23 protein-coding genes, 1 CRISPR repeat array and 1 riboswitch are annotated in these 25331 nt (G+C 74.1%); of the genes, 13 read left to right on the forward strand and 10 right to left on the reverse strand.

Going from position 1 to position 25331, the window contains the following annotated elements; all coding sequences use genetic code 11:
• The 4 genes from JJV70_RS16340 to JJV70_RS16355 all read right to left on the reverse strand — a co-directional run.
• The coding region (locus tag JJV70_RS16340; protein ID WP_219048728.1) for an ATP-binding protein at positions 1-1355 on the reverse strand (1355 nt) is incomplete at its 3' end.
• Complete coding sequence (gene cobN / locus JJV70_RS16345; protein WP_219048729.1) at positions 1352-5005, reverse strand: cobaltochelatase subunit CobN; 3654 nt, start codon at positions 5003-5005, stop codon at positions 1352-1354. The genes cobN and JJV70_RS16340, both read right to left, overlap by 4 nt.
• On the reverse strand, positions 5002-6528 hold the full coding sequence (locus JJV70_RS16350) for a cobyric acid synthase (RefSeq protein WP_219048730.1): 1527 nt from the start codon (positions 6526-6528) through the stop codon (positions 5002-5004). The genes cobN and JJV70_RS16350 overlap by 4 nt, the downstream gene beginning before the upstream one ends.
• The gene (locus tag JJV70_RS16355) at positions 6515-7507 is read right to left on the reverse strand and encodes a cobalamin biosynthesis protein (protein WP_219048777.1); all 993 of its coding nucleotides are present in this window, start codon (positions 7505-7507) and stop codon (positions 6515-6517) included. The genes JJV70_RS16350 and JJV70_RS16355 overlap by 14 nt, the downstream gene beginning before the upstream one ends.
• A 139-nt stretch (positions 7508-7646) precedes the next feature.
• Positions 7647-7774: riboswitch (cobalamin riboswitch) on the reverse strand.
• 308 nt (positions 7775-8082) lie between these two features.
• A CRISPR array of direct repeats spans positions 8083-8295; the repeat unit is 29 nt; unit sequence GTGCTCCCCGCGCCTGCGGGGGTGGTCCC.
• Between the two features lie 303 nt (positions 8296-8598).
• Between JJV70_RS16355 and JJV70_RS16360 the strand changes: the two genes are divergently transcribed.
• Both JJV70_RS16360 and JJV70_RS16365 read left to right on the forward strand, forming a co-directional pair.
• A complete protein-coding gene (locus JJV70_RS16360) occupies positions 8599-8865 on the forward strand; it encodes a type II toxin-antitoxin system Phd/YefM family antitoxin (RefSeq protein WP_219048731.1) in 267 nt (88 codons plus the stop codon).
• A complete protein-coding gene (locus tag JJV70_RS16365; protein WP_219048732.1) occupies positions 8862-9122 on the forward strand; it encodes a type II toxin-antitoxin system RelE/ParE family toxin in 261 nt (86 codons plus the stop codon). Before JJV70_RS16360 ends, JJV70_RS16365 begins: the two co-directional genes overlap by 4 nt.
• Positions 9123-9176: 54 nt before the next feature.
• Here JJV70_RS16365 and JJV70_RS16370 read toward each other — a convergent pair whose 3' ends face one another.
• Together JJV70_RS16370 and JJV70_RS16375 are read right to left on the reverse strand one after the other, a co-directional pair.
• On the reverse strand, positions 9177-9389 hold the full coding sequence (locus JJV70_RS16370) for a hypothetical protein (RefSeq protein ID WP_219048733.1): 213 nt from the start codon (positions 9387-9389) through the stop codon (positions 9177-9179).
• A gap of 48 nt (positions 9390-9437) precedes the next feature.
• The gene (locus JJV70_RS16375; protein ID WP_219048734.1) at positions 9438-10667 is read right to left on the reverse strand and encodes an inorganic phosphate transporter; all 1230 of its coding nucleotides are present in this window, start codon (positions 10665-10667) and stop codon (positions 9438-9440) included.
• A 447-nt stretch (positions 10668-11114) separates the two neighbouring features.
• On the opposite strand from JJV70_RS16375, the gene JJV70_RS16380 reads away from it, so the two are divergent.
• The 11 genes from JJV70_RS16380 (at position 11115) to amaP (ending at position 20708) form a co-directional block, all read left to right on the forward strand.
• Positions 11115-11894 carry a class II aldolase/adducin family protein gene (locus tag JJV70_RS16380; protein ID WP_219048735.1) on the forward strand — a complete coding sequence of 260 codons (780 nt, stop codon included), beginning with the start codon at positions 11115-11117 and terminating at the stop codon, positions 11892-11894.
• 82 nt (positions 11895-11976) lie between these two features.
• Positions 11977-13125, forward strand: coding sequence for a S9 family peptidase (locus JJV70_RS16385; RefSeq protein ID WP_219048736.1), 1149 nt, complete (start codon positions 11977-11979; stop codon positions 13123-13125).
• 149 nt (positions 13126-13274) lie between these two features.
• The gene (locus tag JJV70_RS16390; RefSeq protein ID WP_219048737.1) at positions 13275-14639 is read left to right on the forward strand and encodes a hypothetical protein; all 1365 of its coding nucleotides are present in this window, start codon (positions 13275-13277) and stop codon (positions 14637-14639) included.
• A gap of 317 nt (positions 14640-14956) precedes the next feature.
• Positions 14957-16555: an ABC-F family ATP-binding cassette domain-containing protein gene (locus JJV70_RS16395; protein WP_219048738.1), complete on the forward strand. Its 1599-nt coding sequence runs from the start codon at positions 14957-14959 to the stop codon at positions 16553-16555.
• 432 nt (positions 16556-16987) lie between these two features.
• A complete protein-coding gene (locus JJV70_RS16400) occupies positions 16988-17203 on the forward strand; it encodes a helix-turn-helix domain-containing protein (protein WP_219048739.1) in 216 nt (71 codons plus the stop codon).
• Positions 17204-17321: 118 nt separating this feature from the next.
• Positions 17322-18110 carry an enoyl-CoA hydratase/isomerase family protein gene (locus JJV70_RS16405; protein WP_219048740.1) on the forward strand — a complete coding sequence of 263 codons (789 nt, stop codon included), beginning with the start codon at positions 17322-17324 and terminating at the stop codon, positions 18108-18110.
• A gap of 250 nt (positions 18111-18360) precedes the next feature.
• Complete coding sequence (locus tag JJV70_RS16410) at positions 18361-18834, forward strand: Asp23/Gls24 family envelope stress response protein (protein ID WP_219048741.1); 474 nt, start codon at positions 18361-18363, stop codon at positions 18832-18834.
• 33 nt (positions 18835-18867) lie between these two features.
• Complete coding sequence (locus tag JJV70_RS16415) at positions 18868-19059, forward strand: hypothetical protein (RefSeq protein WP_219048742.1); 192 nt, start codon at positions 18868-18870, stop codon at positions 19057-19059.
• Positions 19060-19077: 18 nt separating this feature from the next.
• Positions 19078-19461: a hypothetical protein gene (locus JJV70_RS16420; RefSeq protein WP_308294846.1), complete on the forward strand. Its 384-nt coding sequence runs from the start codon at positions 19078-19080 to the stop codon at positions 19459-19461.
• The gene (locus tag JJV70_RS16425) at positions 19458-20105 is read left to right on the forward strand and encodes a DUF6286 domain-containing protein (RefSeq protein WP_219048744.1); all 648 of its coding nucleotides are present in this window, start codon (positions 19458-19460) and stop codon (positions 20103-20105) included. The genes JJV70_RS16420 and JJV70_RS16425 overlap by 4 nt, the downstream gene beginning before the upstream one ends.
• 6 nt (positions 20106-20111) lie before the next feature.
• Positions 20112-20708: an alkaline shock response membrane anchor protein AmaP gene (gene amaP, locus JJV70_RS16430; RefSeq protein ID WP_219048745.1), complete on the forward strand. Its 597-nt coding sequence runs from the start codon at positions 20112-20114 to the stop codon at positions 20706-20708.
• 69 nt (positions 20709-20777) lie between these two features.
• On the opposite strand, the gene JJV70_RS16435 is transcribed toward amaP, so the two are convergent.
• From JJV70_RS16435 to JJV70_RS16450, 4 genes are all read right to left on the reverse strand, one after another.
• Positions 20778-21533 (reverse strand): SDR family oxidoreductase, encoded by a 756-nt coding sequence (locus JJV70_RS16435; RefSeq protein WP_219048746.1) that lies wholly within the window; start codon positions 21531-21533, stop codon positions 20778-20780.
• Between the two features lie 5 nt (positions 21534-21538).
• Positions 21539-22387, reverse strand: coding sequence for an SURF1 family protein (locus tag JJV70_RS16440; RefSeq protein ID WP_219048747.1), 849 nt, complete (start codon positions 22385-22387; stop codon positions 21539-21541).
• A 25-nt stretch (positions 22388-22412) separates the two neighbouring features.
• On the reverse strand, positions 22413-23432 hold the full coding sequence (locus tag JJV70_RS16445) for a DEDDh family exonuclease (protein WP_219048748.1): 1020 nt from the start codon (positions 23430-23432) through the stop codon (positions 22413-22415).
• Positions 23433-23733: 301 nt separating this feature from the next.
• Positions 23734-25266 carry a S8 family serine peptidase gene (locus tag JJV70_RS16450; RefSeq protein ID WP_219048749.1) on the reverse strand — a complete coding sequence of 511 codons (1533 nt, stop codon included), beginning with the start codon at positions 25264-25266 and terminating at the stop codon, positions 23734-23736.
• Between the last annotated feature and the right edge of the window lie 65 nt (positions 25267-25331).

Here is a 25331-nt window from a genome sequence, read left to right on the forward strand (position 1 = left end):
GTGGTGCGGCCCTGCGCGGTGCGGGCCCGCGACCGCCGCCCGGCCGTGCCCTCGCCGACGCCGGGCACGTGCAGGGTGCGCGCCCGGAACGGCTCGGCCGCCTCAGCCGGGGCGCGTTCGCCCGCGCCGCCGCCCGCGCCGGGCTGCTCCTGGCTCTCGCCCTGCTGCGGCACGGACGGCTCGGGGGCCTCGCCCGGTGCCTGCTCGCCGCCGCTGGGGTTGCCGGGGTTGCCGGGGTCGCCGTCACCAAGGTCGCCGTCGCCCGGTGGGGGCTGCCCGCCGCCGTCCGGGCCACCGCCGCCCGGGCCGCCGTCCGGGCCGTCGGGGTCGGGGTCGTCCTCGGTACCGGCGTTCTGCTCCAGCGTCTGGTCGAGCTTGTCCTCGTCCAGGCCCGGCGCGTCGAACGGGTTGCGGCGCCTGCGGTGGGGGAGGGCCAGCAGCGCGGCCTGGCGCACGTCCTCGGCCAGCACGCCGGTCCGGCCCGCCCAGGCGGCTAGCGCGCTGGCGGTGCGGGCCATCACGATGTCGGCCCGCATGCCGTCCACCTCGAACGCCGCGCAGGTGGCGGCGATCTGGCGCAGGGCGGCGTCACCGAGCACCACCTCGGGCAGCAGCGCCCGGGCGGCGGCGATGCGCTCGCGCAGGGCCCGCTCCTCGGCGGCCCAGCGCGCGGCGAAGGCGGCCGGGGCGGCGTCGTAGGCGAGGCGACGGCGCACGACCTCCACCCGCTCGTCGGTCTCCCGGGACGCGGCCACCTCCACGGTCAGCCCGAACCGGTCCAGCAGCTGCGGCCGCAGCTCGCCCTCTTCGGGGTTCATCGTGCCGACGAGCAGGAACCGCGCCGCGTGCCGCACGGACACGCCCTCACGCTCGACGTAGGACGCGCCCATCGCGGCGGCGTCGAGCAGCAGGTCCACGAGGTGATCGTGGAGGAGGTTGACCTCGTCCACGTACAGCACGCCCCGGTGCGCGTCCGCGAGCAGGCCGGGTTCGAACGCCTTCACGCCCTCCGCGAGCGCCCGCTCGATGTCCAGCGCCCCCACGAGCCGGTCCTCGGACGCGCCGACGGGCAGCTCCACCATGCGCGCGGGCCGCTGCTGGCCGGAGCCCGCCTCGTGCGGCCCGTCCGGGCACGCCGGGTCCGGCGCGACCGGGTCGCAGGAGAACCGGCAGCCGCGCACGACGTCCAGCTGAGGCAGCAGGGAGGCCAGCGCCCGCACCGCCGTGGACTTGGCGGTGCCCTTCTCACCCCGGACGAGTACGCCGCCGATCGCGGGTGACACGGCGTTGAGCAGCAAGCCGAGCCGCAGGTCGGCCATCCCGACGATGCCGGTGAACGGGTAGGGCGTGCTCATGCGTCGTCTCCTTCCAGGTCGCCTTCAAGCTCCAGGTACGTCTGGCGCAGCCGCTCCAGGGTCCCCGCGTCCGGCTCCGCCCACAGCTCGCGGTCGGCGGCCTCCAGCAGGCGCTCGGTCACGCCGCGCAGCGCCCAGGGGTTGGACTTCTTCATGAAGTCCCGGTTCTCCGGATCGAACACGTACTCGGACGCCAGCTTCTCGTACATCCAGTCGTCCACCACCCCGGCCGTGGCGTCGTAGCCGAACAGGTAGTCCACGGTGGCGGCCATCTCGAACGCGCCCTTGTAGCCGTGCCGGCGCATGGCCGCCATCCAGCGCGGGTTCACCACCCGGGCCCGGAACACCCGGTGCGTCTCCTCGCCCAGCGTGCGCGTCTTGACCTGCTCGGGCACCGCGCTGTCGCCGACGTACGCCTGCGGTGAGGCGCCCGTCAGGTGGCGGACCATGGCCACCATGCCGCCGTGGTACTGGAAGTAGTCGTCGGCGTCCACCAGATCGTGTTCGCGGGTGTCCACGTTCTTGGCCGCCACCTGGATGCGCCGGAACGCCGTCTCCATGTCGCCGCGTGCCGCCCGCCCGTCCAGGCCGCGCCCGTAGGCGTAGCCACCCCACACCGCGTACACCTCGGCGAGGTCGGCGTCCGAGCGCCAGTTGCGGGCGTCGATGAGCGGCAGCAGGCCCGCGCCGTACGCACCGGGCTTGGAGCCGAAGATGCGGGCGGTGGCGCGGCGCCGGTCGCCGTGCTCGGCGGTGTCGGCATCCGCGTGGGCGCGCACGTAGTTGGACTCGGCGGGCTCCTCCAGCTCCGCGACGGCTCGCACCGCGTCGTCCACCAGGCCCACCACGTGCGGGAACGCGTCGCGGAAGAAGCCGGAGATGCGCACGGTGACGTCGATGCGCGGACGGCCCAGCTCCTTCAGCGGCACGATCTCGAACCCGGTCACCCGGCGCGAGGCGTCGTCCCACACCGGGCGGCAGCCCAGCAGGGCGAGGATCTCCGCGATGTCGTCGCCCTGCGTGCGCATGCAGGACGTGCCCCACACCGTCAGCCCCACCGACGCCGGGTACGCGCCCTGGTCGGCGAGGTGGCGCGCGAGCAGCGAGTCGGCCAGCGCGCTGCCCACTTCCCAGGACAGCTTGGACGGAATCGCCTTCGGGTCCACGGAGTAGAAGTTGCGCCCGGTCGGCAGCACGTTGACCAGTCCGCGGGTGGGCGAGCCGGACGGGCCCGCCGGGACGTAGCCGCCCTCCAGCGCGTGCAGCACGTTGCCGATCTCGTCCGTGGTCCGCGCCAGCCGGGGCGCGACCTCCTCGGCGGCGAACTCCAGTACCCGCACGGCGTCCGGCAGTTCCGTGCCCAGCACCTCGCGGACGGCCGGAAGCGCCGCCTGGCGCGCCCAGCCAGCGGCCTCCATCGCCTCCGCCAGCCGCCGCGCCAGCTGCTCCAGCAGGTCGATCGCGTCGGACGCGGTACGCGCCGGGCCTTCGGCCAGGGCGGTCAGCGCGGACGGCACCTCCACCCGCGCCCCCGGCTGCGCCAGCAGCGTCTGTTCGTGCAGCCCGACGTGCGCGGCCAGCGCCGCCCGCAGTCCGGGCAGCGCACCGCCGACGCCGCCCCACACCTGCGCCGAGCGCAGCACCGCCAGCGCCAGGTTCACCCGGGGCTCACCGGCCGGGGCGCCGCCGAGGATGTGCAGGCCGTCGCGGATCTGCACGTCCTTGATCTCGCACAGCCAGCCGTCGATGTGCATGACGAACTCGTCGAACTCGTCCTCGTCCGGCTGCTCGTCCACGTGCAGGTCGTGGTGGAGTTCGGCGGCCCGCACCAGCGTCCAGATCTGCCCCCGGACGGCCGGGGCCTTGGCCGGGTCCAGGTCGCAGACGAGGGCGTACTCGTCCAGGAGCTGTTCCAGCTTGGCCAGGTCGCCGTAGGAGTCGGCGCGCGCCATGGGCGGCACCAGGTGGTCCACGACGGTGGCGTGCCCGCGCCGCTTGGCCTGCGTGCCCTCACCCGGGTCGTTGACGATGAACGGGTACACCAGCGGCAGGTCGCCCAGCACCGCGTCCGGCGCGCAGCCCCCGGACAGGCCCAGCCCCTTGCCCGGCAGCCACTCCATCGTGCCGTGCTTGCCCAGGTGCACGATCGCGTCGGCGCCATAGCTGTGCTCCAGCCAGCGGTAGGCGGCCAGATAGTGGTGGGACGGCGGCATGTCGGGGTCGTGGTAGATGGCGATGGGGTTCTCGCCGAAACCGCGCGGCGGCTGGATCATGACGACGACATTGCCGAACTCCAGTGAGGCGAGCACGATGTCCGCACCGTCCACGTACAGCGACCCCGGGGGCTCGCCCCAGTGCTCCAGCATGGCGTCGCGCAACTCGGGGTCGAGGGTGGCGAACCACCGCTGGTAGTCCGCGAGCGGGACGCGGGCCGGGGCGGCGGCCAGCTGTTCCTCCGTCAGCCACTCGACGTCGTGGCCGCCCGCGTTGATCAGCCGGTGGATCAGCTCGTCCCCGTTGTCCGGGTAGCCGTCCACGGCGTATCCGGCCTCCCGCAGCGCGTCCAGCAGCCTGACCGCCGACGCGGGGGTGTCCAGGCCCACCGCGTTGCCGACCCGTGAGTGCTTCGTCGGGTAGGCGGTGAAGACCAGCGCGAGCTTCTTGTGCGCGTTCGGCTTGTGCCGCAGCGCGGCGTGCCGCACCGCGATCCCGGCGACGCGGCGCGCCCGCTCGGCGTCCGGCACATACAGCGGGATGCCCTCGGGCCCCTCCTCCTTGAAGGAGAACGGCACCGTGATGACGCGGCCGTCGAACTCGGGGATGGCCACCTGCATCGCGGCGTCCATCGGCGACAGGGCCGCGTCGGACTCCTCCCACACCGCGCGCGAGGTCGTCAGGCACAGCCCCTGGAGCAGCGGCACGTCCAGCTCGGCCAGCGCGCCGATGTCCCACGTCTCGTCGTCCCCGCCCGCGCTGGCGTCCGAGGCCCGGGTGCCGCCCGCCGCGAGCACGGTGGTGACCAGCGCGTCCACGCCGCCCAGCAGCTCGTACAGCCCCGCATCGGCGCCGCGCAGCGAACCGCAGAACACCGGCAGCGCGTTGCCGCCGCGCTCCTCGATCGCGTCACACAGGGCGTCCACGAACGCGGTGTTCCCCGACAGCTGGTGGGCGCGGTAGAACAGCACGCCGACCGTGGGCCGCCCCGCCACCCGGCGCCGCTCACCGCGCACCCCGAACTCGGGCATCGGCGTCGGCGGCTCGAACCCCTCGCCGGTCAGCAGCACGGTGTCGGACAGGAACCGGGCCAGCTCCGCCAGGTTCCCCGGCCCGCCCTCCACCAGGTAGCGCAGCGCCTCGGCGACGACACCGGCGGGCACGCTGGAGTCGGCCATCAGCTCCGCGTCCGGCACCGACTCGCCGCCCAGCAGCACGGTGGGAATCCGCGCCGCGCGCAGCGCCGCCAGCCCGTCCTCCCACGCGCGCTTGCCGCCCAGCAGGCGCACGACGGCGAGGTCGGCGCCGTCCAGCAGCGCGGGCAGGTCCTCGGCGGCGTCCACGCGGGTCGGGTTGGCGATGCGGTACGGCGCGCCCGAGGCCCGGGCCGCCAGCAGGTCGGTGTCAGCGGTGGACAACAGCAGTACGGTGCTCATGCAGGTGCTCCCGGCGGTACGAACGGCAGCCCGGCCGGGGCGCCGTCCTCGATGAGCCGCAGCAGGGCCGCGGTGTCGGCATGTTCTTCGATCAGATCGCCCAGCCGGTCGAGCTGTTCCTCGCGCAGGGCTGCGAAGGCGGTGTCGGGGGCGGGGACGAAGGCGCGCCCGGCGTCGGCGGCCACCCGGCGCAGGAACGCGCGGCGGAACGCGTCCGACTCCAGCGAGCCGTGCCAGTGCGTGCCCCACACCGCGCCCACCCGGCAGCCGTCCAGGAAGGGTTCGCCGCCGCGCACATCCGCCACGCCGTGGTGGATCTCGTAGCCCGTCACCGGCTCGCCGAGCGCCTGCCCGGTGGGGCGGGCGAGGGTCTTCTCGCGGTGGAAGCGCACCCGCACGGGCAGCAGGCCGAGCCCGTCCACCACTCCGGCGCGGGACTCCACGTCGTCCTCGATGCGCTCGCCCAGCAGCTGGAACCCGCCGCACAGGCCCAGCACCGGGCGACCGGACGCCGCCCGCCGGCCCAGCTCGGCGGCCAGCCCGCGCGCGTGCAGCCAGCCCAGCGCGCCGACCGTGCCCCGGGTGCCGGGGACGACGACGAGATCGGCGTCGGCCAGCTCCTGCGGGCGGTCGCTGAAGCGCACGATCACCCCGGGCTCCGCGGCCAGGGCGTCGATGTCGGTGAAGTTCGACATCAGCGGCACCGGAAGCACCGATACCCGCAGCACGTCAGCGCCATGCGGTGGCGCCGTCGCCGACTCGCGCACGGTGCCGCGCAGCGAGACGCGCAGCCCGTCCTCCTCGTCGATGCCCAGACCGTGCCGGTGCGGCAGCACGCCCAGCGTGGGGCGCCCGGTGAGCTGCTGGAGCATGTCCAGGCCAGGCTCCAGGAGTGAGACGTCGCCACGGAACTTGTTGACGAGGTAGCCCGCCACCAGCGCCTGGTCCCCGGGCGACAGCAGCGCCGTCGTGCCGAAGAACGAGGCGAACACCCCGCCACGGTCGATGTCCCCGACGACGACGACCGGCAGCCGGGCGGCGCGGGCGAGCGCCATGTTGACGATGTCGGTGCGGCGCAGGTTGATCTCCGCCGGGCTGCCCGCACCCTCGCAGATCACCGCATCGTGCGTGCGCCGCAGCTCGGCCAGGCAGTCGGTGACGGTGCCCAGCAACTCGGCGCCGCGCCCGCCGTGGTAGCCGCGCGCGCTCAGCTCGCCCACCGGCCGGCCCAGCAGCACGACCTGGCTCGTACGGTCGCCGCCCGGCTTGAGCAGCACCGGGTTCATCAGCGCGCTGGGCTCGACCCGGGCGGCGGCGGCCTGCATGGCCTGCGCGCGGCCGATCTCCGCGCCCTCGCGGGTGACGAAGGAGTTGAGCGACATGTTCTGCCCCTTGAACGGGGCGACCTTCAGCCCGCGCCGCGCCAGCCAGCGGCAGATCCCCGCCGTCACGACGCTCTTGCCCGCGTCCGACGTCGTCCCCGCCACGAGCAGCGCGCCGCCCCGGTGTTCAGCGTCCGCCATGCCGCGCCCCCTTCCCCGGGACGGCCCGGAGGACCCGGGCCGCGCGGGCTGCCCGGACGCCTCCGCGCACGGTCACCGCGACCGCGAGCGCGGCCACGCCCACCCGGCGCGACAGCCGCACCGCCCGCTCGATGTCGGCGACGGCGACCGCGCGCCCGGCTCCGTTCAGCGTCGGCCGGTGCTCGACCCGGCCGCCGTAGGACAGCGTGCCGCCCAGCCGCACGCCCAGCGCTCCGGCGAACGCGGCTTCTACCGGACCCGCGTTGGGGGAGGGGTGCCGGTGCGCGTCCGCCCGCCAGGCGGTCACGGCGGCGCGGGTGTCGTCCCCCAGAGCCACGGCGAGCGCGGCGGTCAGCCGCGACCCCGGCCAGCCCGCGACGTCGTCCAGCCGGGCGGCGGCCCAGCCGAAGTTCCGGTAGCGCGGCGAACGGTGCCCCACCATCGCGTCGAGGGTGTTGACCGCGCGGAACGCCGCCATCCCGGGCACCCCCGCCAGCGCGCCCCACACCAGGGCGCCCACCACGGCGTCAGAGGTGTTCTCGGCGACCGACTCCACCACGGCGCGTGCGATGCCGTCCGCGTCCAGCGCCTGCGGGTCGCGCCCGCACAGATGCGGCAGCCGCGCGCGGGCGCCGTCCACGTCACCGGCGGCGAGCGCGGCACCGATCGCCCGCGCCTCCCGGCCCAGCGAGGTGCCGCCCAGCACGGACCAGGTGACAGCGCCGGTCAGCGCGGCGTCATACGCCCGCGAACGGAAACGCCCGAGCCCGGCGCGGCCGAGCACCGCCGCGCCCGCCGCCACCGGCCCGGCGCACAGCGCGGTGTACAGCACACCGGCGGCCTTGTCGTCCCGCCACACCCTGCCTTCGACGGCACCGGCCGCCCGGCCGAACGCGGCCACAGGATGCCCACGGCGCGGATCGCCGGCGAGCGCGTCACCCAGGTAGCCCAGCACGGCCCCGGATACGGAGAAGCCCATGACGTCGTCAGCAGGCCGTCGCACCCCGGAACGTGGGCAGCACGGAAGGGTCAGGCGGCACGGGCGGCAGCGGAATGCCGGGCATGGCGATATGTCCTCACTCAGGGTCCTCGCCCTGGCTCGACGTAACCGGCGGTGAAAGTCTCCTGGCTCCCGGATCTACACGTCCCCCGGCCTTCCAGCCTCGCGTGAGGCCGTGACATCGGGTGGGGGTGTGCTCCCCGGTGACAGTGGCGGGACCGCGCCGGACTCGCACCGGCTTCCTCTCCTGCCGCCGTTTGGCACCGGGCAGTCCACCACGCCCGGCAGAGGCCGTCAACTCCCCGCTGACCTGCGACACCACCAAGTTGCCAGACTCACACCCTGGCTCTGAGACCCCCACCGCGCCCCGCCCCGGCCGCCTCAGCCCCCTGAATCCGGCGCGAAACACCGCGCGGCTGGAGTGTGAGTGGCCACGACGGTTAGGGATACATGAGAACTCTTTGGCGCCTATGCCCCACAGGAGCTGAATGCCGGTTTCTCGGGAAGTGAGTAAAAACCGCAAGGCGACGCGATAAAATCGCAGCTCACGTCCTGTGCTCCCCGCGCCTGCGGGGGTGGTCCCTGGCCGGGCCACTTCGCGCGCTACTGCACGAGGTGCTCCCCGCGCCTGCGGGGGTGGTCCCGACGTGATGCCCTCACGTGCCCACCGGCTCATGTGCTCCCCGCGCCTGCGGGGGTGGTCCCTCACCCGCGCTCAGACCGGGGCCGCGCGGGTCGTGCTCCCCGCGCCTGCGGGGGTGGTCCTTTGCCGCCGCAGGTTTAGATGCGTCAACCGGACGCCGACGCCTCACCGATCGCGTAAGCGTGCGTTGCTTCGCCTTCACGGGGGCGACAGGAAGTGCGGTGTGTCCTCTGAGAGAGCCACCGCCCCGGCCGTGCTGAGGCGGGGCGTCTCCGTCACCTGCGGGAGCGTGCCGAGTACACCGACCATGCCGAAGTCATCGTTTCCCGTGACTGTGGGGGTCAAAGTTAACGACGTAGTAGGGGTTGCCGCTGAGGTATCCCCAGGGCCTCTGCGCGCTCTTCTTGTTGGCGTTACGGTGACGAGCATGAATGGTCCTGAGCTTCCCGACAGCGTTGAGGAATCCGAGGCTTCCCAGCTGTTGGGTGAATTGCTGAAGCGAGCAGAGGGCGGCGGGGCAACGGTAGTCACTCGCCACGGGGAGCCGATCGCGGCCATCGTGTCCATGCAGGACTACGAAGCCGCCGAGAGCGTGATCGATGAGGCGCTCGCAGCCAGGACGTACGACGATGATGGCGGGCGCTACTCCATGGCCGAGGTCTTCGGAGACGAAAGCTCCGAGGGCGGCCGATGAGTTACAGCCTGACCTTCACTTCGCACGCGCGACGCCAACTAGACCGTCTGGACGGGAGCACGAAGCGGCGGCTCAGGATGGCTCTGGAGAAGCTGACCCAGGACCCCTTCGCTCCCGGTCTGGATGTCAAGAAGCTACGAGGAGCCCCCTCGTATCGGCTGCGGGTGGGGGACTACCGAGTGGTGTACGAGATCGACAACGCGGTGGTGACGATCACGGTGATCGAAGTCGATCACCGGCGGAATGTGTACCGCTGAGGAGGGGCGCGGCGTTCCGGTGGCGGTGAGGCGGCCGGGTGGGCTCTGGCCCGCCTATGCCGCGATCGTGTAGATGCCGTAGGCGACGGCTGCGGCGCAGAGGGCGTAGGCGAGGTAGGAGCCTGCCTTGCCCGCGGTGGAGACGGTGCCGTCGGGCTTGCGGGCGGAGCCGCCGACGATGCCGAGGGTGAAGACGCCTACCAGGGCGACGGTCGCCAGCAGGCTGACGCCGAAGACCTGGCCGAGTGCTGCCCAGTCGATGTCCATCGCGGTGTGTCCTTGCGTGGGTGGGGGAGGGTGTTTGGGCGGGTGGGGTCAGACCGTGCTGACGGTGCGCTCGCGCGGCTCGTCGGCGTCGGCGTCCGCTTCGGTGGCGGTCACGCCAGCCGGGGGCGGGCTGACGGCCTGGATGGCGTCGGTCATCACGCCGGTCTCGTGCTCGTGCGGGTCGTTGACGTTGTTGTGGTCCACGACCTCGCGGCGGGACGCGGCCCAGATCGCGCCGCAGGCCACCACGAAGAGGACGGCGACGACGGTCACGCCCCAGTTGCCCTGCTGCGCCAGCAGCGCGGCGAGCGCGGCGACGATGCCGGCGGCCGGGATGGTCAGACCCCAGGCGGCGAACATGCGGTAGGCGGTGTTCCAGCGGACGACGCCGCCCTTGCGGCCGTAGCCGGAGCCCATCACCGAGCCGGAGCAAACCTGCGTGGTGGACAGCGAGAAGCCCAGGTGCGAGGAGGCCAGGATGGTGACGGCCGAGCTGGTCTGCGCGGCGAAGCCCTGCGGGGCGTGGATGTCGGTCAGCCCCCGGCCCATGGTGCGGATGATGCGCCAGCCACCCAGGTAGGTGCCGAGCGCGATCGCGAGACCGGCGGAGGCGATGACCCACAGCGGGGGGTCGGCGTCCGGGGCGAGCACGCCGCCGGTGATGAGCGCCAGGGTCATCACGCCCATGGTCTTCTGCGCGTCGTTGGTGCCGTGCGCGAGCGAGACCAGCGCGGCGGAGGTGATCTGGCCGGTGCGGTAGCCGCGTCCGGTGCGCTCGGCGTCGGACTTCCGGGCCAGCCGGTAAGTCAGCTTGGTAGCGAACAGTGCGGCCAGACCGGCCACGACGGGAGCCACGAAAGCCGGGATGATGATCTTGCTGAGAAGCGCGTCCACGTGGATGGCGCCGATGCCCACTGCGGCAACGGTGGCACCGACGAGACCTCCGATGAGCGCCATGGAGGAGCTGGAGGGGATGCCGCCCAGCCAGGTCAGCAGGTTCCACAGGATCGCGCCGACGAGTCCGGCGAAGATCACTTCGGGGCGGATGCCCGAGGTCTCGTCAACGATGCCTTTCGAGATGGTGGTGGCGACCTCGACGGAGAGGAACGCTCCGACCAGGTTGAGGATCGCCGACATGGTCACCGCCGCCTTCGGCTTCATGGCCCCGGTGGAGATGGTGGTGGCCATCGCGTTGGCGGTGTCGTGGAAGCCGTTCGTAAAGTCGAACACCAGGGCCGTGACGATCACGATCCCGATCAGCAGCGTGAAGTGTTCCATTACCCGGCAATCAGTTGGGCGGTCAGGTAGCCCGGCGAACGTAAGGACGTCGAATGAACGGAAGGTGAACTGAGGCGGGCGTGGGGGTGTCGTGCCCCGGGAAGGCGCGCGCACGCCGGGGCGCGCCCGCGTAACCAGGGCGTTCGCGGGTGCGCAGTAACGCGTGTCACATCTCAGCTGGCCGCTGCCCGGCGGGTGTTTGCGGCGTGTTTCCGTCAGGCGGGCGGGAGGTTCTGGCCGCTTCCGGCACTCAGGGTGCCGAGACCGGATCGAGATCTTCCGGACTCCGCAGGGGCACGCGTGGCCCGCTGGCTGACAGGCACCGCGCGGGGTCGCCCCGCACGCTCTCCGCCCCGCACCCTCCCGGCCCGAACGCCCCGCACCCTCCCGACCCGAACGCCCCGCCCCGCACCACCCGCCGCCACCGACCACCGCACAGGAGCCAGCATGACCCAGACCCCGCCGCCCGCCACCCCGCCAGAGGCATGGCTCACTGCCTGGCGCGAGGTGGTCGCCACCGCCCGGCGCAGCGTCGCGGACGGACTGGTCGTCGGCACCTCCGGCAACGTCTCCGCCCGCGTCGGCGATGTCGTGCTGGTGACGCCGAGTGGTGTGCCCTACGAGCGGCTCACCGACGCCGACCTGTGCGCCGTCCACCTCGACGGCAGCCGCGCCACGGGCCACCTGATCCCGACCAGTGAGCTGCCGCTGCATCTGGCCGCCTACCGCGCCACCGACGCCTCGGCGGTCGTGCACACCCACGCGGTGCACGCCACCGCCGTCTCCACGCTCGTGGACGAACTGCCCGCCGTGCACTACATGGCCGCGGCGCTGGGCGGCCCGGTACGGGTGGCCCCGTACGCCACCTACGGCAGCCCGGAACTGGCCGCGCACGCGGTGGCGGCGCTGGCGGGACGCAGCGGCTGCCTGCTGCGCAACCACGGCACCGTCGTGCACGGCCGCGACCTCGCCCAGGCGTACGCGAACACCGCGCAGCTGGAGTGGATGTGCCGGGTGTGGCTGGCCGCCGCCTCCGTACCCGGGCGCACCCCCGCGCTGCTCCCGCCGCAGGAGCTGGAGGTGGTGGCCGAACGCCTGCGCGGCTACGGCCAGTCGGACCCGCCACCGCCGTCACCCGCCGGCGCGGACGGGGGAGCGGCATCGTCCACCGGCGCGGACCCGGCACCGCCGTCGCCCCTCAGCGGACCGGCGGACGCGGCCTCCTGACGCGTTCCGCTGACGCCGCGCACCTCACCCGACCGCCCCCGCCCACTGGTCACACCCGCCCGCACACCCCACACTGGGCGGGATGCGACCGGGAACCGTGGCGGCTGTGGCCGCCTCCACCACCGTGCTGGGTGCCGGAGCCGCCGTGGCGGTCGGCCGGTACGCGGCCGGTGCCGCCCTGAAACCGGCCGGCCAGGCGCCGCCCGGCTTCGACGGACCCGCGCTCACCGTGCACGGCACCGGCCCGGGCCAGGTCTCGCTCACCCGCGCGCTGGTCTCCCGGCTGCCCGGCATCTACGGGCTCACCGGCAACGGCCTGCACGCCGTCGTGGGCAACGTGCTGGAGTCCGGCACCCGCGCCCGCCAGGACGCCGGTGGCTCACCCGACACCGTGGTGCGCCGCCTGGTCCGCGTCACCGAGGGCGACCTGCGCCCGGGCACCCGCGTCCGCCTCACCCCGCAGGTGTACACCGGCAGCCCGCACGGCGCGCTGGACCTTCCCTGTGCCGACGTCGATGTGCCCGGCGAGCTGGGCCCGCTGCCCGGCTGGTTCGTGCCCGGCGCGCGGGACACCTGGATCATCGCCGTGCACGGCCTGGGCACCACCCGGGACCACCCGATGGTGGTGATGCCGCTGCTGCACCGGATGCAGTTCCCGGTGCTCTCCCTGGCCTACCGAGGTGACCTCGGCGCACCGCCCGCGCACGACGGGCTCGGCCGCTTCGGCGACGACGAGTGGCGCGACGTGGACGCCGCGATGCGTTACGCCCTGCGGCACGGCGCCGAACGCGTGGTGCTGTTCGGCTGGTCCACCGGTGCCACCGCCGCGCTGCTGGCCGCCGCCCGCTCCGCGGTGCGCGCCCACGTCGCGGGCCTGGTGCTGGACTCACCCGTGCTGGACTGGCGCCACACCCTGCGGGCCCTGGCCGCCCGCCGGGCACCCGGGCCGCTGCTGCCCCTCGCGGTGCGCGCCGCCCAGGGCCGCGCCGGGCTGCGTCCCGACCGGCTGGACGAGGCCGCCGACGCGGGACGGCTGGCGTGCCCGGCGCTGATCCTGCACGGCCCGGGCGACACCATCGCCTCCTTCGCCGCCTCCGCCGCCTACGCCGAGGCCCGGCCGCGCCTGGTGACCCTGCGCGAGGTGCCGCACGCCCGGCACGCGGGCTGCTGGAACGCCGACCCGATGGGCGTGGACGAGGCACTGCGCCGTTTCGTCACCCCGCTGGTGTGACGGAAGCCTCACGCGGGCCGTGCCGGAGCGTCACCGGGGGTCCCCGGCGCGCTCGTGGCCACCGCGCTGAGCGGGGACGCGGGCGTGCCCATCTGAGCAGGCGGTGCGACGGTTTGGGCTTTCCGGGGGTCACCAGGAAGACTGCACCCGTGACGTCCCGTACCCCGCGAGGCACCCGACTGAGCATCGTCCCCGCCCAGGCGCTGGCCACAGCACGCCGCTCGGTGTCCGTGCGCCGCGCCCGCCCGGCGCCGCGCCCGCCCGCCCGGCTCGCTCCGCGCGAGCACCTGGCCCGGCAGGCCCGCGCCGCGCTGGACGACGCCGTCCGCCTGGCCCGCTGGGCCGACGCGGAGGGCGTCTCTCCCCTCACCGACCCGCAGCGGGCCGCGCGGGCCCTGCGGATGCCGCCCGCGCAGCTTCCCGCCCACTGGGACCGGGCACGGCTGGCCGGACTGGTCGAACTGCATGCCGGGAGCGTCCGCGCGGGCTGGCGGCTGCGCGCCTGGGACCGCGACGACTCCGCCGTCCTGCGCGGCTGGGTCGCGCTCTTCGACGCCTGGTCCCTGGCCTTCCCGGCACCGGACGCGGCCAGCACCGCGCTCGTCGGCGACGTGGTGGTGGCCGCCCCGCAGCTGCTGTCGGTGATGCACCTGTCCTCCGGCGCCGTCACCGAACCGGCGCTGCTCGAACTGCTCACCCAGCGTGTCGCGGAGCTGCACACCGAGCGGGCCGAGGCCAACAAGCCCGTACCGAAACCGAGCGAGGCGGAGCTGACCGGCCTGCTGGGCTGGGCGCTGGACGGACTGGCGGCCGTCGGCGCCCTCACCCGCTGCGCCGACCCCGGCGGCCCCGGACAGGCCGTGCTGACGCCGCTCGGCGACTGGGCGGTGTGGGTGAAGCTGGAGCAGATCTGCGTGGCCGCGCTCAGCCCGGCGGGCAACATCGAGCAGTCGGCCGCCGACATGCTGCGCGGCTGCGCCCGCCTGTCCCCGGGCCCGGCCCGGGACGAGTACCGCGCCTGGCTCGCCGCCCGCCCCACCGGCCCGGCCGTCACCGAACTCCTCGACGCCGCGCACGGTGCGGACGCGCTGATCCGGGCGCTGGCCTTCGAGGCGCTGCGCGTCGTGGGCACCCCGGCCGAGTCCGCGGTCCGCGAGGCCGCCGACGCTCCGGCGCTGCGTCCCTACGCCCTGCTGTGGCTCGCCGAACACGAGGGCGCCGACCCCGACGACCTGGCGGGCGGCGCCCCCGGCGTCCTTACCCGGGCCGAGGCCGCCTGGCTGTGGGTGGACACCGCCGCCGCGGTCGCCGACCACGGGGAGGCACAACTGCTGGTGGACCACCTGGAGTCGGCGGTGCGGGAGTCGGTGCCCCGGCTGCTGGAGGAGGTGCGCGCCACCGGCCACCCGCGCACCGTGCAAGTGCTGGTGGCGCTCGCCGCCGCCCACCCCGACCCGGCGCTGGCCCGCACCGTCCGCCGCGCCGCCTTCCAGGTCCACTCCGGCGAAGGCTGACCGCGTCCGACCACCGCCCGCCGCTCCACCCGCCGCCCGTCCCCTGTCTCCGGGCTGCCCGCGCGGCACCGTGGGCAGCCCGGAGACAGGGGACGCCGTATGGAGCCGCGTGCGGGACCCGGGGCGGGAAAACCGGTTGCGCGGCGCCGGTAGACTGCCAGGCATGGCAACTCCTCCCACGCATTAGCGACGGCGTACGTCCGCGTGCCCACCCGCCTCGCGGCTGACCGGCTCCGGTCAGCCTCCCGCGCGGGGAGCGCCGCACACGTTCAGCGACCAGATTCGTACGTACGCCGTCTTCGTCCAGGAGTCCTCTCGTGATCACCGCCTCCGGCCTTGAACTGCGCGCCGGTGCCCGCGTCCTCATCGAGTCCGCCACCTTCCGCATCGCGCGCGGCGACCGCGTCGGCCTGGTCGGCCGCAACGGCGCGGGCAAGACCACCCTCACCAAGTGTCTCGCCGGAGAGGGACAGCCCGCCGCGGGCACCATCTCGCGCGGCGGCGAGATCGGCTACCTGCCGCAGGACCCGCGCACCGGCGACCTCGACTCCCTCGCCCGTGACCGCATCCTCTCCGCCCGGGGCCTGGACACGGTGCTGCGCGGGATGCGGGAGAACGAGGAGCGCATCGCCTCAGGCAAGGGCGCCACCCGGGAGCGGGCGATGAAGAAGTACGAGCGCCTGGAGACGGAGTTCCTGACCAAGGGCGGTTACGCGGCCGAGGCCGAGGCGGCCACCATCGCCGCCAGCCTGGGCCTGCCTGACCGGGTGCTCGGCCAGCCGCTGCACACCCTCTCCGGCGGTCAGCGCCGCCGGGTCGAGCTGGCCCGCATCCTGTTCTCGGACGCCGACACCCTGCTGCTGGACGAGCCCACCAACCACCTCGACGCCGACTCGATCGTGTGGCTGCGTGACTTCCTGAAGACCTACCGTGGTGGCCTCGTCGTCATCTCCCACGACATCAACCTCGTGGAGACGGTCGTCAACAAGGTGTTCTACCTGGACGCCAACCGCGCGCAGATCGACCAGTACAACATGGGCTGGAAGCAGTACCTCACCCAGCGCGAGGCGGACGAGAAGCGGCGCCGCCGGGAGCGGGCGAACGCGGAGAAGAAGGCCGCCCTGCTCAACGCCCAGGCCGACAAGATGCGGGCGAAGGCCACCAAGGCCGTCGCGGCACAGAACATGGCGCGCCGCGCGGAGCGCATGCTGTCCGGGCTGGAGGCCGAGCGCCAGTCGGACAAGGTCGCCAAGCTGCGCTTCCCCGACCCGGCGCCGTGCGGCAAGACGCCGCTGACCGCCGAAAACCTGTCCAAGTCCTACGGTTCGCTGGAGATCTTCACCGACGTCAGCCTGGCGGTGGACCGGGGCTCGCGCGTCGTCATCCTCGGCCTCAACGGCGCGGGCAAGACGACGTTGCTGCGGCTGCTGGCGGGCATCGAGACCCCGGACACCGGCGGCGTCGTGCCCGGGCACGGCCTCAAGCTGGGCTACTACGCCCAGGAGCACGAGACGCTGGACCCCGGCCGCACGGTGCTGGAGAACATGCGCTCCGCCGCGCCCGACCTGGACCTGGTGCACGTCCGCAAGGTACTGGGCTCGTTCCTGTTCTCCGGCGACGACGTGGACAAGCCCGCCGGAGTGCTCTCCGGCGGGGAGAAGACGCGGCTGGCGCTGGCCACCCTCGTCGTCTCCTCGGCCAACGTGCTGCTGCTGGACGAGCCGACGAACAACCTCGACCCGGCCAGCCGCGAGGAGATCCTCGGCGCGCTGCGCACCTTCACGGGCGCGGTCGTGCTGGTGACGCACGACGAGGGCGCGGTCGAGGCGCTCCAGCCGGAGCGGATCATCCTGCTCCCCGACGGCGTCGAGGACCTGTGGGGCGCCGACTACGCCGACCTGGTCGCTCTGGCGTAACGCTGGCAGCGCCGGGTGGGGCCTGCGGTCCCGCCCGGCGGACCGGGCCGAACGGCGCAGCGGCCTGCCCAGCCGCATACGGGCCGGACTCTCCGCCCGGCGACTAGCCGAACGGGTGGAGCGTGCGCCACGGCGCCCAAGGCCGTCCTTCGTGCGAGTGACGCCGACGGGCAGGCAGCACCGCCCGGGCCGTCCCCGCGCCCGTATGGGCGCGGCCGCTGCGCGTCTGGCCCGGGCTGCTGACCTGCCACTTTCCCCTGCCTCACCCGTTCGGCGGAGGCAGGCGGACCCCGCGTACCGCCCGGCAGGCCCACCGGGTCCGGCCGCCACGCCGGGCAACCGGCTCGGATCGACCTTGCCGAATGGGTGGCCAGAAGGACCGGGAGGGGTGATCATGAGAACTCAGAGCGCACTTCCCATGAGGAGGCACGGGTGGCCGAGACTCTGAAGAAGGGCAGCCGGGTGACCGGCACCGCGCGCGAACAGCTCGCGGCGGACCTCAAGAAGAAATACGACTCCGGTGCGAGCATCCGGGCGCTGGCCGAGGAAACCGGCCGCTCCTACGGGTTCGTGCACCGCATGCTCAGCGAGGCTGGCGTGACCCTGCGCGGTCGCGGCGGCGCCACGCGGGGCAAGAAGACCGGGTGACGCCGCGCCCCGGCGCCACCATGCGCCGGGGCGGGCGCGCCACCCGGCCCCGTCACGCCAGTCCCCTGGTGGTTACTCTTCAGTCACTTGTGACGTGACGAGCCACCGGAGGACTCGCATGACCCTGCTCGACACCGACGGCGTCCGCCTCACCGTCGATCCGGACCACGGCACGCTGGCCACGGTCACGCTCGCGAATCCGGGCAAGCGCAACGCCCAGTCCCCGGCGCTGTGGCGCGCGCTGACCGAGGCCGGCCGGCGGCTCCCCGGCTCCGTCCGCGTCGTCGTGCTGCGCGGTGAGGGCAAGTCGTTTTCCGCGGGGCTGGACCGGCAGGCGTTCACCCCCGAGGGGTTCGCGGGCGAGCCGTCGTTCCTGGATATGGCGCGCGGCCCGGCGGCCGAGCTGGACGCCACGATCGCCGCCTACCAGGAGGCGTTCACCTGGTGGCGGCGGCCCGACGTCGTCTCCATCGCGGCCGTGCAGGGGCACGCGATTGGCGCGGGCTTCCAGCTGGCACTCGCCTGCGACCTGCGGGTGTGTGCTGAGGACGTCCAGTTCGCCATGCGCGAGACCAGCCTCGGACTGGTCCCCGACCTCGCCGGGACGCACCCGCTGGTGCATCTGGTCGGCTACGCACGGGCGCTGGAGATCTGCGCCACCGGCCGGTATGTGCGCGCCGCCGAGGCCGAGCGCTGCGGCCTGGCCAACCTGGTGGTGCCCGGGGCCGAACTGGCCGACGCCACCGCCGACCTCGCCGCCGCCATGCTGGAGGCGCCCCGGGACGCGGTGATCGAGACCAAGGCGCTGCTGCGCGGCGCCATCGAGCGTGACTACGAGGACCAGCGGGTAGCCGAACGCGCCGCCCAGGGCCGCCGCCTGCGCGATCTCGCCGGTCTCGGGGAGTAGCGCCCGGACCGCCCGGACCGCCCGGTCACCGCAGCCGGCCCTTCGGGCGGGTGTCGGCGCGGGCCGGGCGCTCCGGCGTCCAGCCCGCGCCGCCACCCGGCTAACCCAGCCACCCCAGCCCCGCGTCAACACCCCGCCACCCGTTCGGACTGCTATCTCCCGGGTACTCGACGTTCACGGACGTAAGGTGAGCGCGGAGCGGGGCGTACCGCTCCGCCTCCCCACAATCTTCTCGAAAGGGGCGAAGGCGATGAGCGAGACAACGTCAGCCGTCGGCGGGCAGTCCGACACCGGAAAGTCCCCGGCCAACCGGGGTGGGGGCGACCCCTCTTCCCGGGGCAAGACGACCATCGCCGATGGTGTGGTGGCCAAGATCGCCGGTATGGCGGCGCGCGACGTCGAGGGCGTGCACGCCATGGGCGGCGGCATGGCCCGCACCTTCGGCGCCATGCGCGACCGGGTGCCCGGTGGCCGTGGCTCGGTCACCCGTGGTGTGAAGGCCGAGGTCGGCGAGGTCCAGGCCGCACTGGACCTGGAGATCGTCGTGGAGTACGGCTACCCCATCCACGAGGTGGCCGCCGACGTGCGCACGTCGGTCGTGCAGGGCGTCGAGCGGATGACCGGTCTGGAAGTCGTCGAGGTCAACATCGCGGTGAGCGACGTGAAGCTTCCCGACGAGGAAGACGAGGACGAGGAAGAGCCGGAGCAGCCCAGGCTGCGCTGACGCACGCCCACCACACGCAACGAGGAGTGCCAGATGAGCATGGCTGTCGTCGGTCTGATCGCCGGTATGGCGCTGGGTTTCGCCGGATACTTCGGCGGTTTCGGGGCCTTTCTCCTGGTGGCGGCCCTGGGAGCAGTGGGTCTGGTCGCCGGCCGGTTCCTCGACGGGGACCTCGACCCGGGTGAGTTCTTCCAGACCCGGGGCCGTGGCGAACGGCGGCGGTGAGCCGTGGAGCTGGAGCGCGTGCCCCCGGCGGACCGAGGCGCCACCCGCATCTCCGACAAGGTGATCGCCAAGGTCGCCGCCCAGGCCGCCCACGAGGCGCTGAGCACGGGCGCCGACCGGGACCCCAGCCCGGTCGGCGCCCGCTCCCGGCATGCCAGCGTCTTCGGACGCCGTGGCCCGGGGCCGGGCGGTGAGCTGGGCTCGGCGCGCCTGCGGGTGGCCGTCGAGCTGCCCTACCCCAGCGACATCGGCGCCCAGGCGCGCGCGGTGCGGCGCCAGGTCGCTACCCGGGTCCGCGAGCTGGTCGGCTTTGCCGTCCCGGACGTGGCCGTGGACGTCGAACAGCTCGGCCCGCCCCGGTCCGCCGACGCGGGCGGCACCCGGAAAGGACGCGTGCGATGAGCGACGCGGACACCCGGCACCAGCCCACCCTGGAGAAGCGCGACCCGGACCACGGGCTGGACGGCCCCCCGCCGCCCGACCCCGGTGCGGACCAGGGCCAGACGCCTCGGGCCAGGCGCTTTTGGTCCCCGCGCCGCGTGCCCGCCGCGCTGCTGGCCGTCGTCCTGCTCACCGCCCTGATCGTGCTGCTGGTTGACCTCATCGCCGTGCGCACCGGAGAACCGGCCATGGCCTGGCGGCGGTGGCTCGCCGACCAGCTCGCCACCCGCCGTCTCGGGGACGTGTGGGTGGTGGCGGCAGCCGTGGTCGCCGCGCTGCTGGGCCTGTGGCTGCTGCTGCTCGCCCTCACCCCGGGGCTGCGTTCCCTGCTGCCCCTGTCCGGCGCTCCCCAGCTGCGGGCCGGGCTGGACCGTGGGGCCGCGGCGGTCATCCTGCGCGAGGAGGCCAGCCGCGTGCCCGGCGTCCAGACGGTGAAGACGAAGGTGCGGCGCCGCAAGGCCACGGTCCGCGCCGTCGCCCACTTCCGCGAGGTGGACGACGTACGCCACGACCTCACCGGCGTACTGGCCGACACCCTGGTGGACCTCGGCCTGGCCCGCCGCCCCAAGCTGTCCGTGCGCGTGAGCAGGCCGAAGAAGGACTGAGGTGCCGTGCTGAAGACCGTCAACCGCCTGCTGCTCGCGCTGGCCGGGCTCCTCCTGCTGGCGCTCGGCCTCGCCGCGCTGGCCGCCGCGGCCGACCTGCCGCGCCGCCTGGGCGTCACCCCGCCCGAGGGCTACTCCTGGACCGGCCCCGACGAGGTGCCGCTCACCGATGCCGACCGCACCCAGTGGCGCGACGAGAGCTGGTGGTGGTGGGCGGTCTTCGCCGTGCTCGGCGTGCTCGTGCTGCTCCTGCTGTGGTGGCTGGGCGCGCAGCTGCGGTCGCGCCGGGTGCGTACCGTGCTCGTGGACAGCGGCGACGGCGCCGGGGCCCACGTGCGCGGCGCGACGCTGGAGGACGCGATGGCCGCCGAGGCCGACGGCCTGCGGGGCGTGCGCCGGACCCGGGTGGGCCTGGGCGGACGGCAGCGCGCGCCCCGGGCCCGGGTGGGTCTGCTGCTCGACCCCGACGCCCGCCCCGCCCACGTCGTCAGGGAGCTGCGGGACGGGCCGCTGGAACACGCGCGGACCTCAGCGGGGCTGGCGACGCTCCCTGCCGAGGCCCGCCTCCGCGCGGCCCGCCAGGACCCGGGCCGCATCAGCTGACGGCGGACCCCGCGCACGCACCCGCCGCCCGCGTCCCGGCCAGCGGCTCCGGCACCGGCCCGGCGCGCGTCAGAACCGGTGCTGGGCGCCGCCGTCCACGGGGAGCATCGTGCCGGTGAGGTAGGACGCGGCGGGGGAGAGCAGGAACGCCGCCGCCCGGCCGAACTCCTCCGGAGTGCCGTAGCGGCCCAGCGGAATCGCCGCACAGTTGCGCTCGCGCGCGGCGTCGGCGTCCCCGGACAGCGCGTCCAGCTCGCGCACCCGGTCGGTGTCGATGCGCGACGGCAGCAGCCCGACGACGCGGATGCCGCGCGGCCCCAGCTCCAGCGACAGCGACTTGGCGAACCCGGCCAGTCCCGGCCGCAGCCCGTTGGAGAGGGTCAGCCCCGGAATCGGCTCGGCCACCGAGGTGGAGAGCACGAACCCGATGACGCCGCCGGAGCCCAGCCGCGCGGCCGCGCACCGGGCCAGCCGCACCGCGCCGAGGAAGACCGACTCGAACGCCGCCCGCCACTGCGCGTCGGTGGCCTGCTCGGTGGTGCCCGCCGGCGGCCCGCCCACGCTGATGAGGACGCCGTCGAGGTGGCCGAACCGGGCGATGGCGGCTTCGACCAGCCCTTCGGCTGCCCCGGGGTCGGCGTTGTCGGCGGCCATGCCCTCCGCGTTCGGTCCCAGCCGCCGGGCGGCCGCCTCCGTGCTGTCCCGGCTGCGGCCGGTGACCAGCACCCGCGCCCCGTCGGCCGTCAGCTCCCGGGCGGCGGCGAAGCCGAGTCCGCGGGTGCCGCCGGTGACCAGATACACCGTGTCCTTGAGCCCAAGATCCATGGGCGTCAGTCTGCCTGGCCGCTCCCGGAGCCCGCGAGGGCGGGGGCACCGGACGGCGCGTCGCCGCCCGGGCGCGCCTCGGCGGCCGTGGCCCGCTGCTGCCGCCGGTCCCGCGCCTCGCGGCGCAGCAGGACCACCCAGCCCACCGGCACGGCGGCGGCGAACAGCCACCACTGGACCGCGTAGGCGAGGTGGGCGCCGATGCCGCTGTGGTCGGGCTCCGGTACCTGCTCGGCCAGCTGGGCGGCCGGGGGCTCGGGCCGCGTCGCGGTCAGCTCGACGAAGCCGCCGAGCACCGGGCGGTCCAGCGCCTGGGCCCGCTGCTCGCTGTTGATCAGCATCACCTGGCGGTCCGGCAGCCCGTCGCGCACCGTGATGCCGGTCGAGTCGGTCGTCTCGTCCGGCAGCAGCCGCCCGGTGACCGTCACCGTGCCCCCGGGGGCGGGCGGGACGTCGGGGTACGTGCGCTGGCTGGCGCCGCTGGGCACCCAGCCACGGTTGACCAGCAGCACCGACCCGTCCGCACGGACGAGCGGCGTGAGCACGAAGTAGCCGATCGAGCGGTCGTCGGCCGCGGTGCGGCGGCGGACGACGACCTCACCGCCGGTGTCGTAGGCGCCGGTGGCCGTCACCCGGCGGTACAGGTCGTCCCGCTCAGGCTGCCGCCCCACGCCCGTCAGCTCGGTGACCGGGACCGGCTCGGCCGCCAGGCTGGCGGCGATCAGCTCGTTGTGGGCGACGCGGTCCTGGTGCCGGTGCAGCTGCCAGAAGCCGAGCTGAACCATCACCGGGATCAGCACGAGCGCGAGCAGCGTCAGAACGACCCACTGCCGGGACAACAGGAAGCGGTACACGCCTATCGACGGTACCGGGCCCGCGTCACCTTCCCGGGGCCGGGGCCACGTCGCGCAGCAGGTGGGTGAAGGCCGCCTCGTCCACCACCGGCGTCCCGAACGTCCGGGCGCGGGCGACCTTGGCGGTGGCCGCCTCCGGGTCGTTGGTCACCAGCAGGCTCGTCAGCCGCGAGACGCTGGTGGCGATGTGCAGGCCCGCTTCCGTCGCCCGGTCCTCCAGCAGCTCGCGTTCGGTCGCGGTGTCGCCGGAGATCGCCACCCGCATGCCCTGCACCAGCACCCCGCCCGGCTCGTAGCGGCCGGGGTTGGGGTAGGGGCAGGCGGGCCGACGGCGGGCGGGCCGCCAGCTCGCGGAGCCGTACGGGCGCGGCGAGCGGTACCCGCCGCTGCCGGGGGCCGCCGACCACTCGGTGAGCTGGGTGCACGCGAGCACCGGCAGCGGCACGCCCTGCCGGGCGGCGTGGTACAGGCTGGGCCGGAACGTCTCGGCCAGCACCCGGGCGTCGTCCAGCGCGTGGTGCGCGCGCCGCTGGGTGACGCCGTAGTGCGCGGCCAGCGACTCCAGCTTGTGATTGGGCAGCGTCAGCCCGATCGCCTTGGACAGGGCGATGGTGCACAGCCGCTGCCGCACCGGCACGGTGTGCTCGGTGCGGGCGAACTCGCGCGCGATCATCGCCCAGTCGAACGCCGCGTTGTGGGCGACGAGCACCCGGTCGGCAAGGCGCGTGCCGAACTCCTCGGCGATGTCGGGGAACAGCGGGGCGTCGGCCAGCATCTCGCTCGTCAGCCCGTGAATCCACGTGGGGCCCGGGTCGCGCTGCGGGTTGACGGGGGTGTACCAGTGGTCCTCCACGTTGCCGCGGGCGTCCAGCCGGTAGACGGCCGCCGACACGATGCGGTCATGCCGGGCGAGCCCCGTCGTCTCGACGTCCACCACGGCGTACCCCTGCGGATAGCCGGACGGCCAGACGAGCCCGGTGGCGTGCTGCGCGGGAATGAGCGGGGTGGCCGCCGCCTGGTCCGGTGCCGTCTGGTCTTCGAGCATGGTCACAGAGGATACGGTCCACGGCTGACACACCCGCCTGCCGCCCCTGCCCCGCAAGCCCGCGCGCAGCCAACCGATCTGACGCCCCGATAACCCGCGTTAAGCCCCACTTGTCCGGTGTCGGTACCCGCCCGTCCTGTGGCACGCCGGAGTGGGAGTCAGGCGGCCTCGCGGACGGCGTGCACGTGCCCGCCGTCCGGTGGGACGCGGACACCCAGCAGGGGCCGGGCGGAGGTCGCCCGGCCCCTGCGGTCAAGGAGCTGTCCTGCGTGCGGTAACGGCCGGTGCGGCTGTTACCGCGTCACTTCACGGCGGCGAGGGCGTCCACGATGCCGTAGCCGTAGAAGCTGTTGATGTGCTGGGTGCCGGTGCAGGTGGCGGCGTAGCGGCCGTCACCGCTCGGGTCGAACTCGCCCTCGGGGCAGGGGGTGCTCTGCGCCTGCGCCTTCAGCCGCCAGGCCAGCCCCTGCGGGGTGACCCGCGGGTCCTCGCTCTTGATGAGCGCGGCGACCCCGGCGACGTAGGGACCGGCCATCGAGGTGCCCTGGAGGAAGGCGTACTCCCCGTCGGGCATGGTGGACAGCACACCACCGCTCTTGGCCGGGGCGTCCGGGATCTGGTAGCGCGCGTCACCGCCGGGCGCGGCGATGTCCACCTGGCCCCGGCCGTAGTTGGAGAAGTACGACTTGACGCCGTGTGCGCCGGTGGAGGCGACCGAGGTCACGCCCGGCAGCTGGGTCGGCATGTCGGGACACACGCTCGGGTCGATCGTGCGCTCGACGGGCGTGGAGTCGTTCGGGCTGGTGGTGTCGGTCAGCTCGTCGGCGGCCAGGTCCATGTTGGAGTTCCCGGCCGAGGTGATGTGCGCGACTCCCTCGTCCCGCGTGTACTTCAGGGCACGGGTCACCGCGTCCACCAAGGCGCCCTGGTCGGGGTCGTTCTTGCAGGTGAACAGCCACGGGTCGATGTAGTAGCTGTTGTTGGTGATCTCCACACCCTGCTCGGCGGCGAACATGAACGCGCACACCACGGCCTCGGTGTAGAACAGGCCGCTGTCCGGGGCGCTCACCTTGATGGAGGACACCGAGACGCCCGGCGCGGCCCCGGCCACCCCGATGCCGTTGCGGTCGGCGGCGACGATCCCGGCCACGTGGGTGCCGTGGTAGCTGCCCCCCGGGTAGGGCCGCCAGGCGCCCTCGGAGGTGTCGGCGACGCCGCCCACGCAGTTGGCGGACTGCTTCGCGGAGAAGTTCGGCGCGAGGTCGGGGTGGGTGTCGTCCACACCGGTGTCGATGACGGCGACGGTCACGTCGCGGCTGCCCTCGCTGATCTCGTGTGCCTCGGCGGCGTTGATCTGCGGCAGCGGCCACTGCAGGGACTCCAGCGGCTCGTTCGTCACCCCGCCCTCGGCGGCGGAGGAGGCGGCCAGGCCCGGCTTGGGCGGCTTGACGTACTCCGGGTCACCGATGTCGGTGGTGGCCACCGGGGTGAGCGGGGCGGTGCGGGTGGCACCGGCGGAGTCGATGTTCTTCTTCGCGCGCAGTTCGGCGCCGAACCGCGGGTTCGCGGAGTGCGCGATGACGACGCCGATCTCCTCCCACGCGGTGACGACCTTGCCGTCCGCCTTCTTGATGGCCTTCTTGGCCTTCCGGACGGCCTTCTTGGAGGCGTCGGTGTTCACCACGTACGACAGCGTGGGACCGTCCTCGGTGGTGGGCTTCCCCTTCGCGAGCGCGGTGCTCGTGCCGGGCAGCAGCCCGAGCGAGACGGTCAGGGCCACTCCGGCCGGTACCGCGAGCAGGCGCCGCCGTCTGGACAGGGGGCTCAAGGCCATGGGGTCTCCATGTTCTCGGGGGTCTCGGGGGTCTCGGGCTTCTTGGGGTCTGCGGAGCTCGGGAT

Source organism: Streptomyces sp. JJ66 (assembly GCF_019303495.1).
GTDB lineage: Bacteria > Actinomycetota > Actinomycetes > Streptomycetales > Streptomycetaceae > Streptomyces.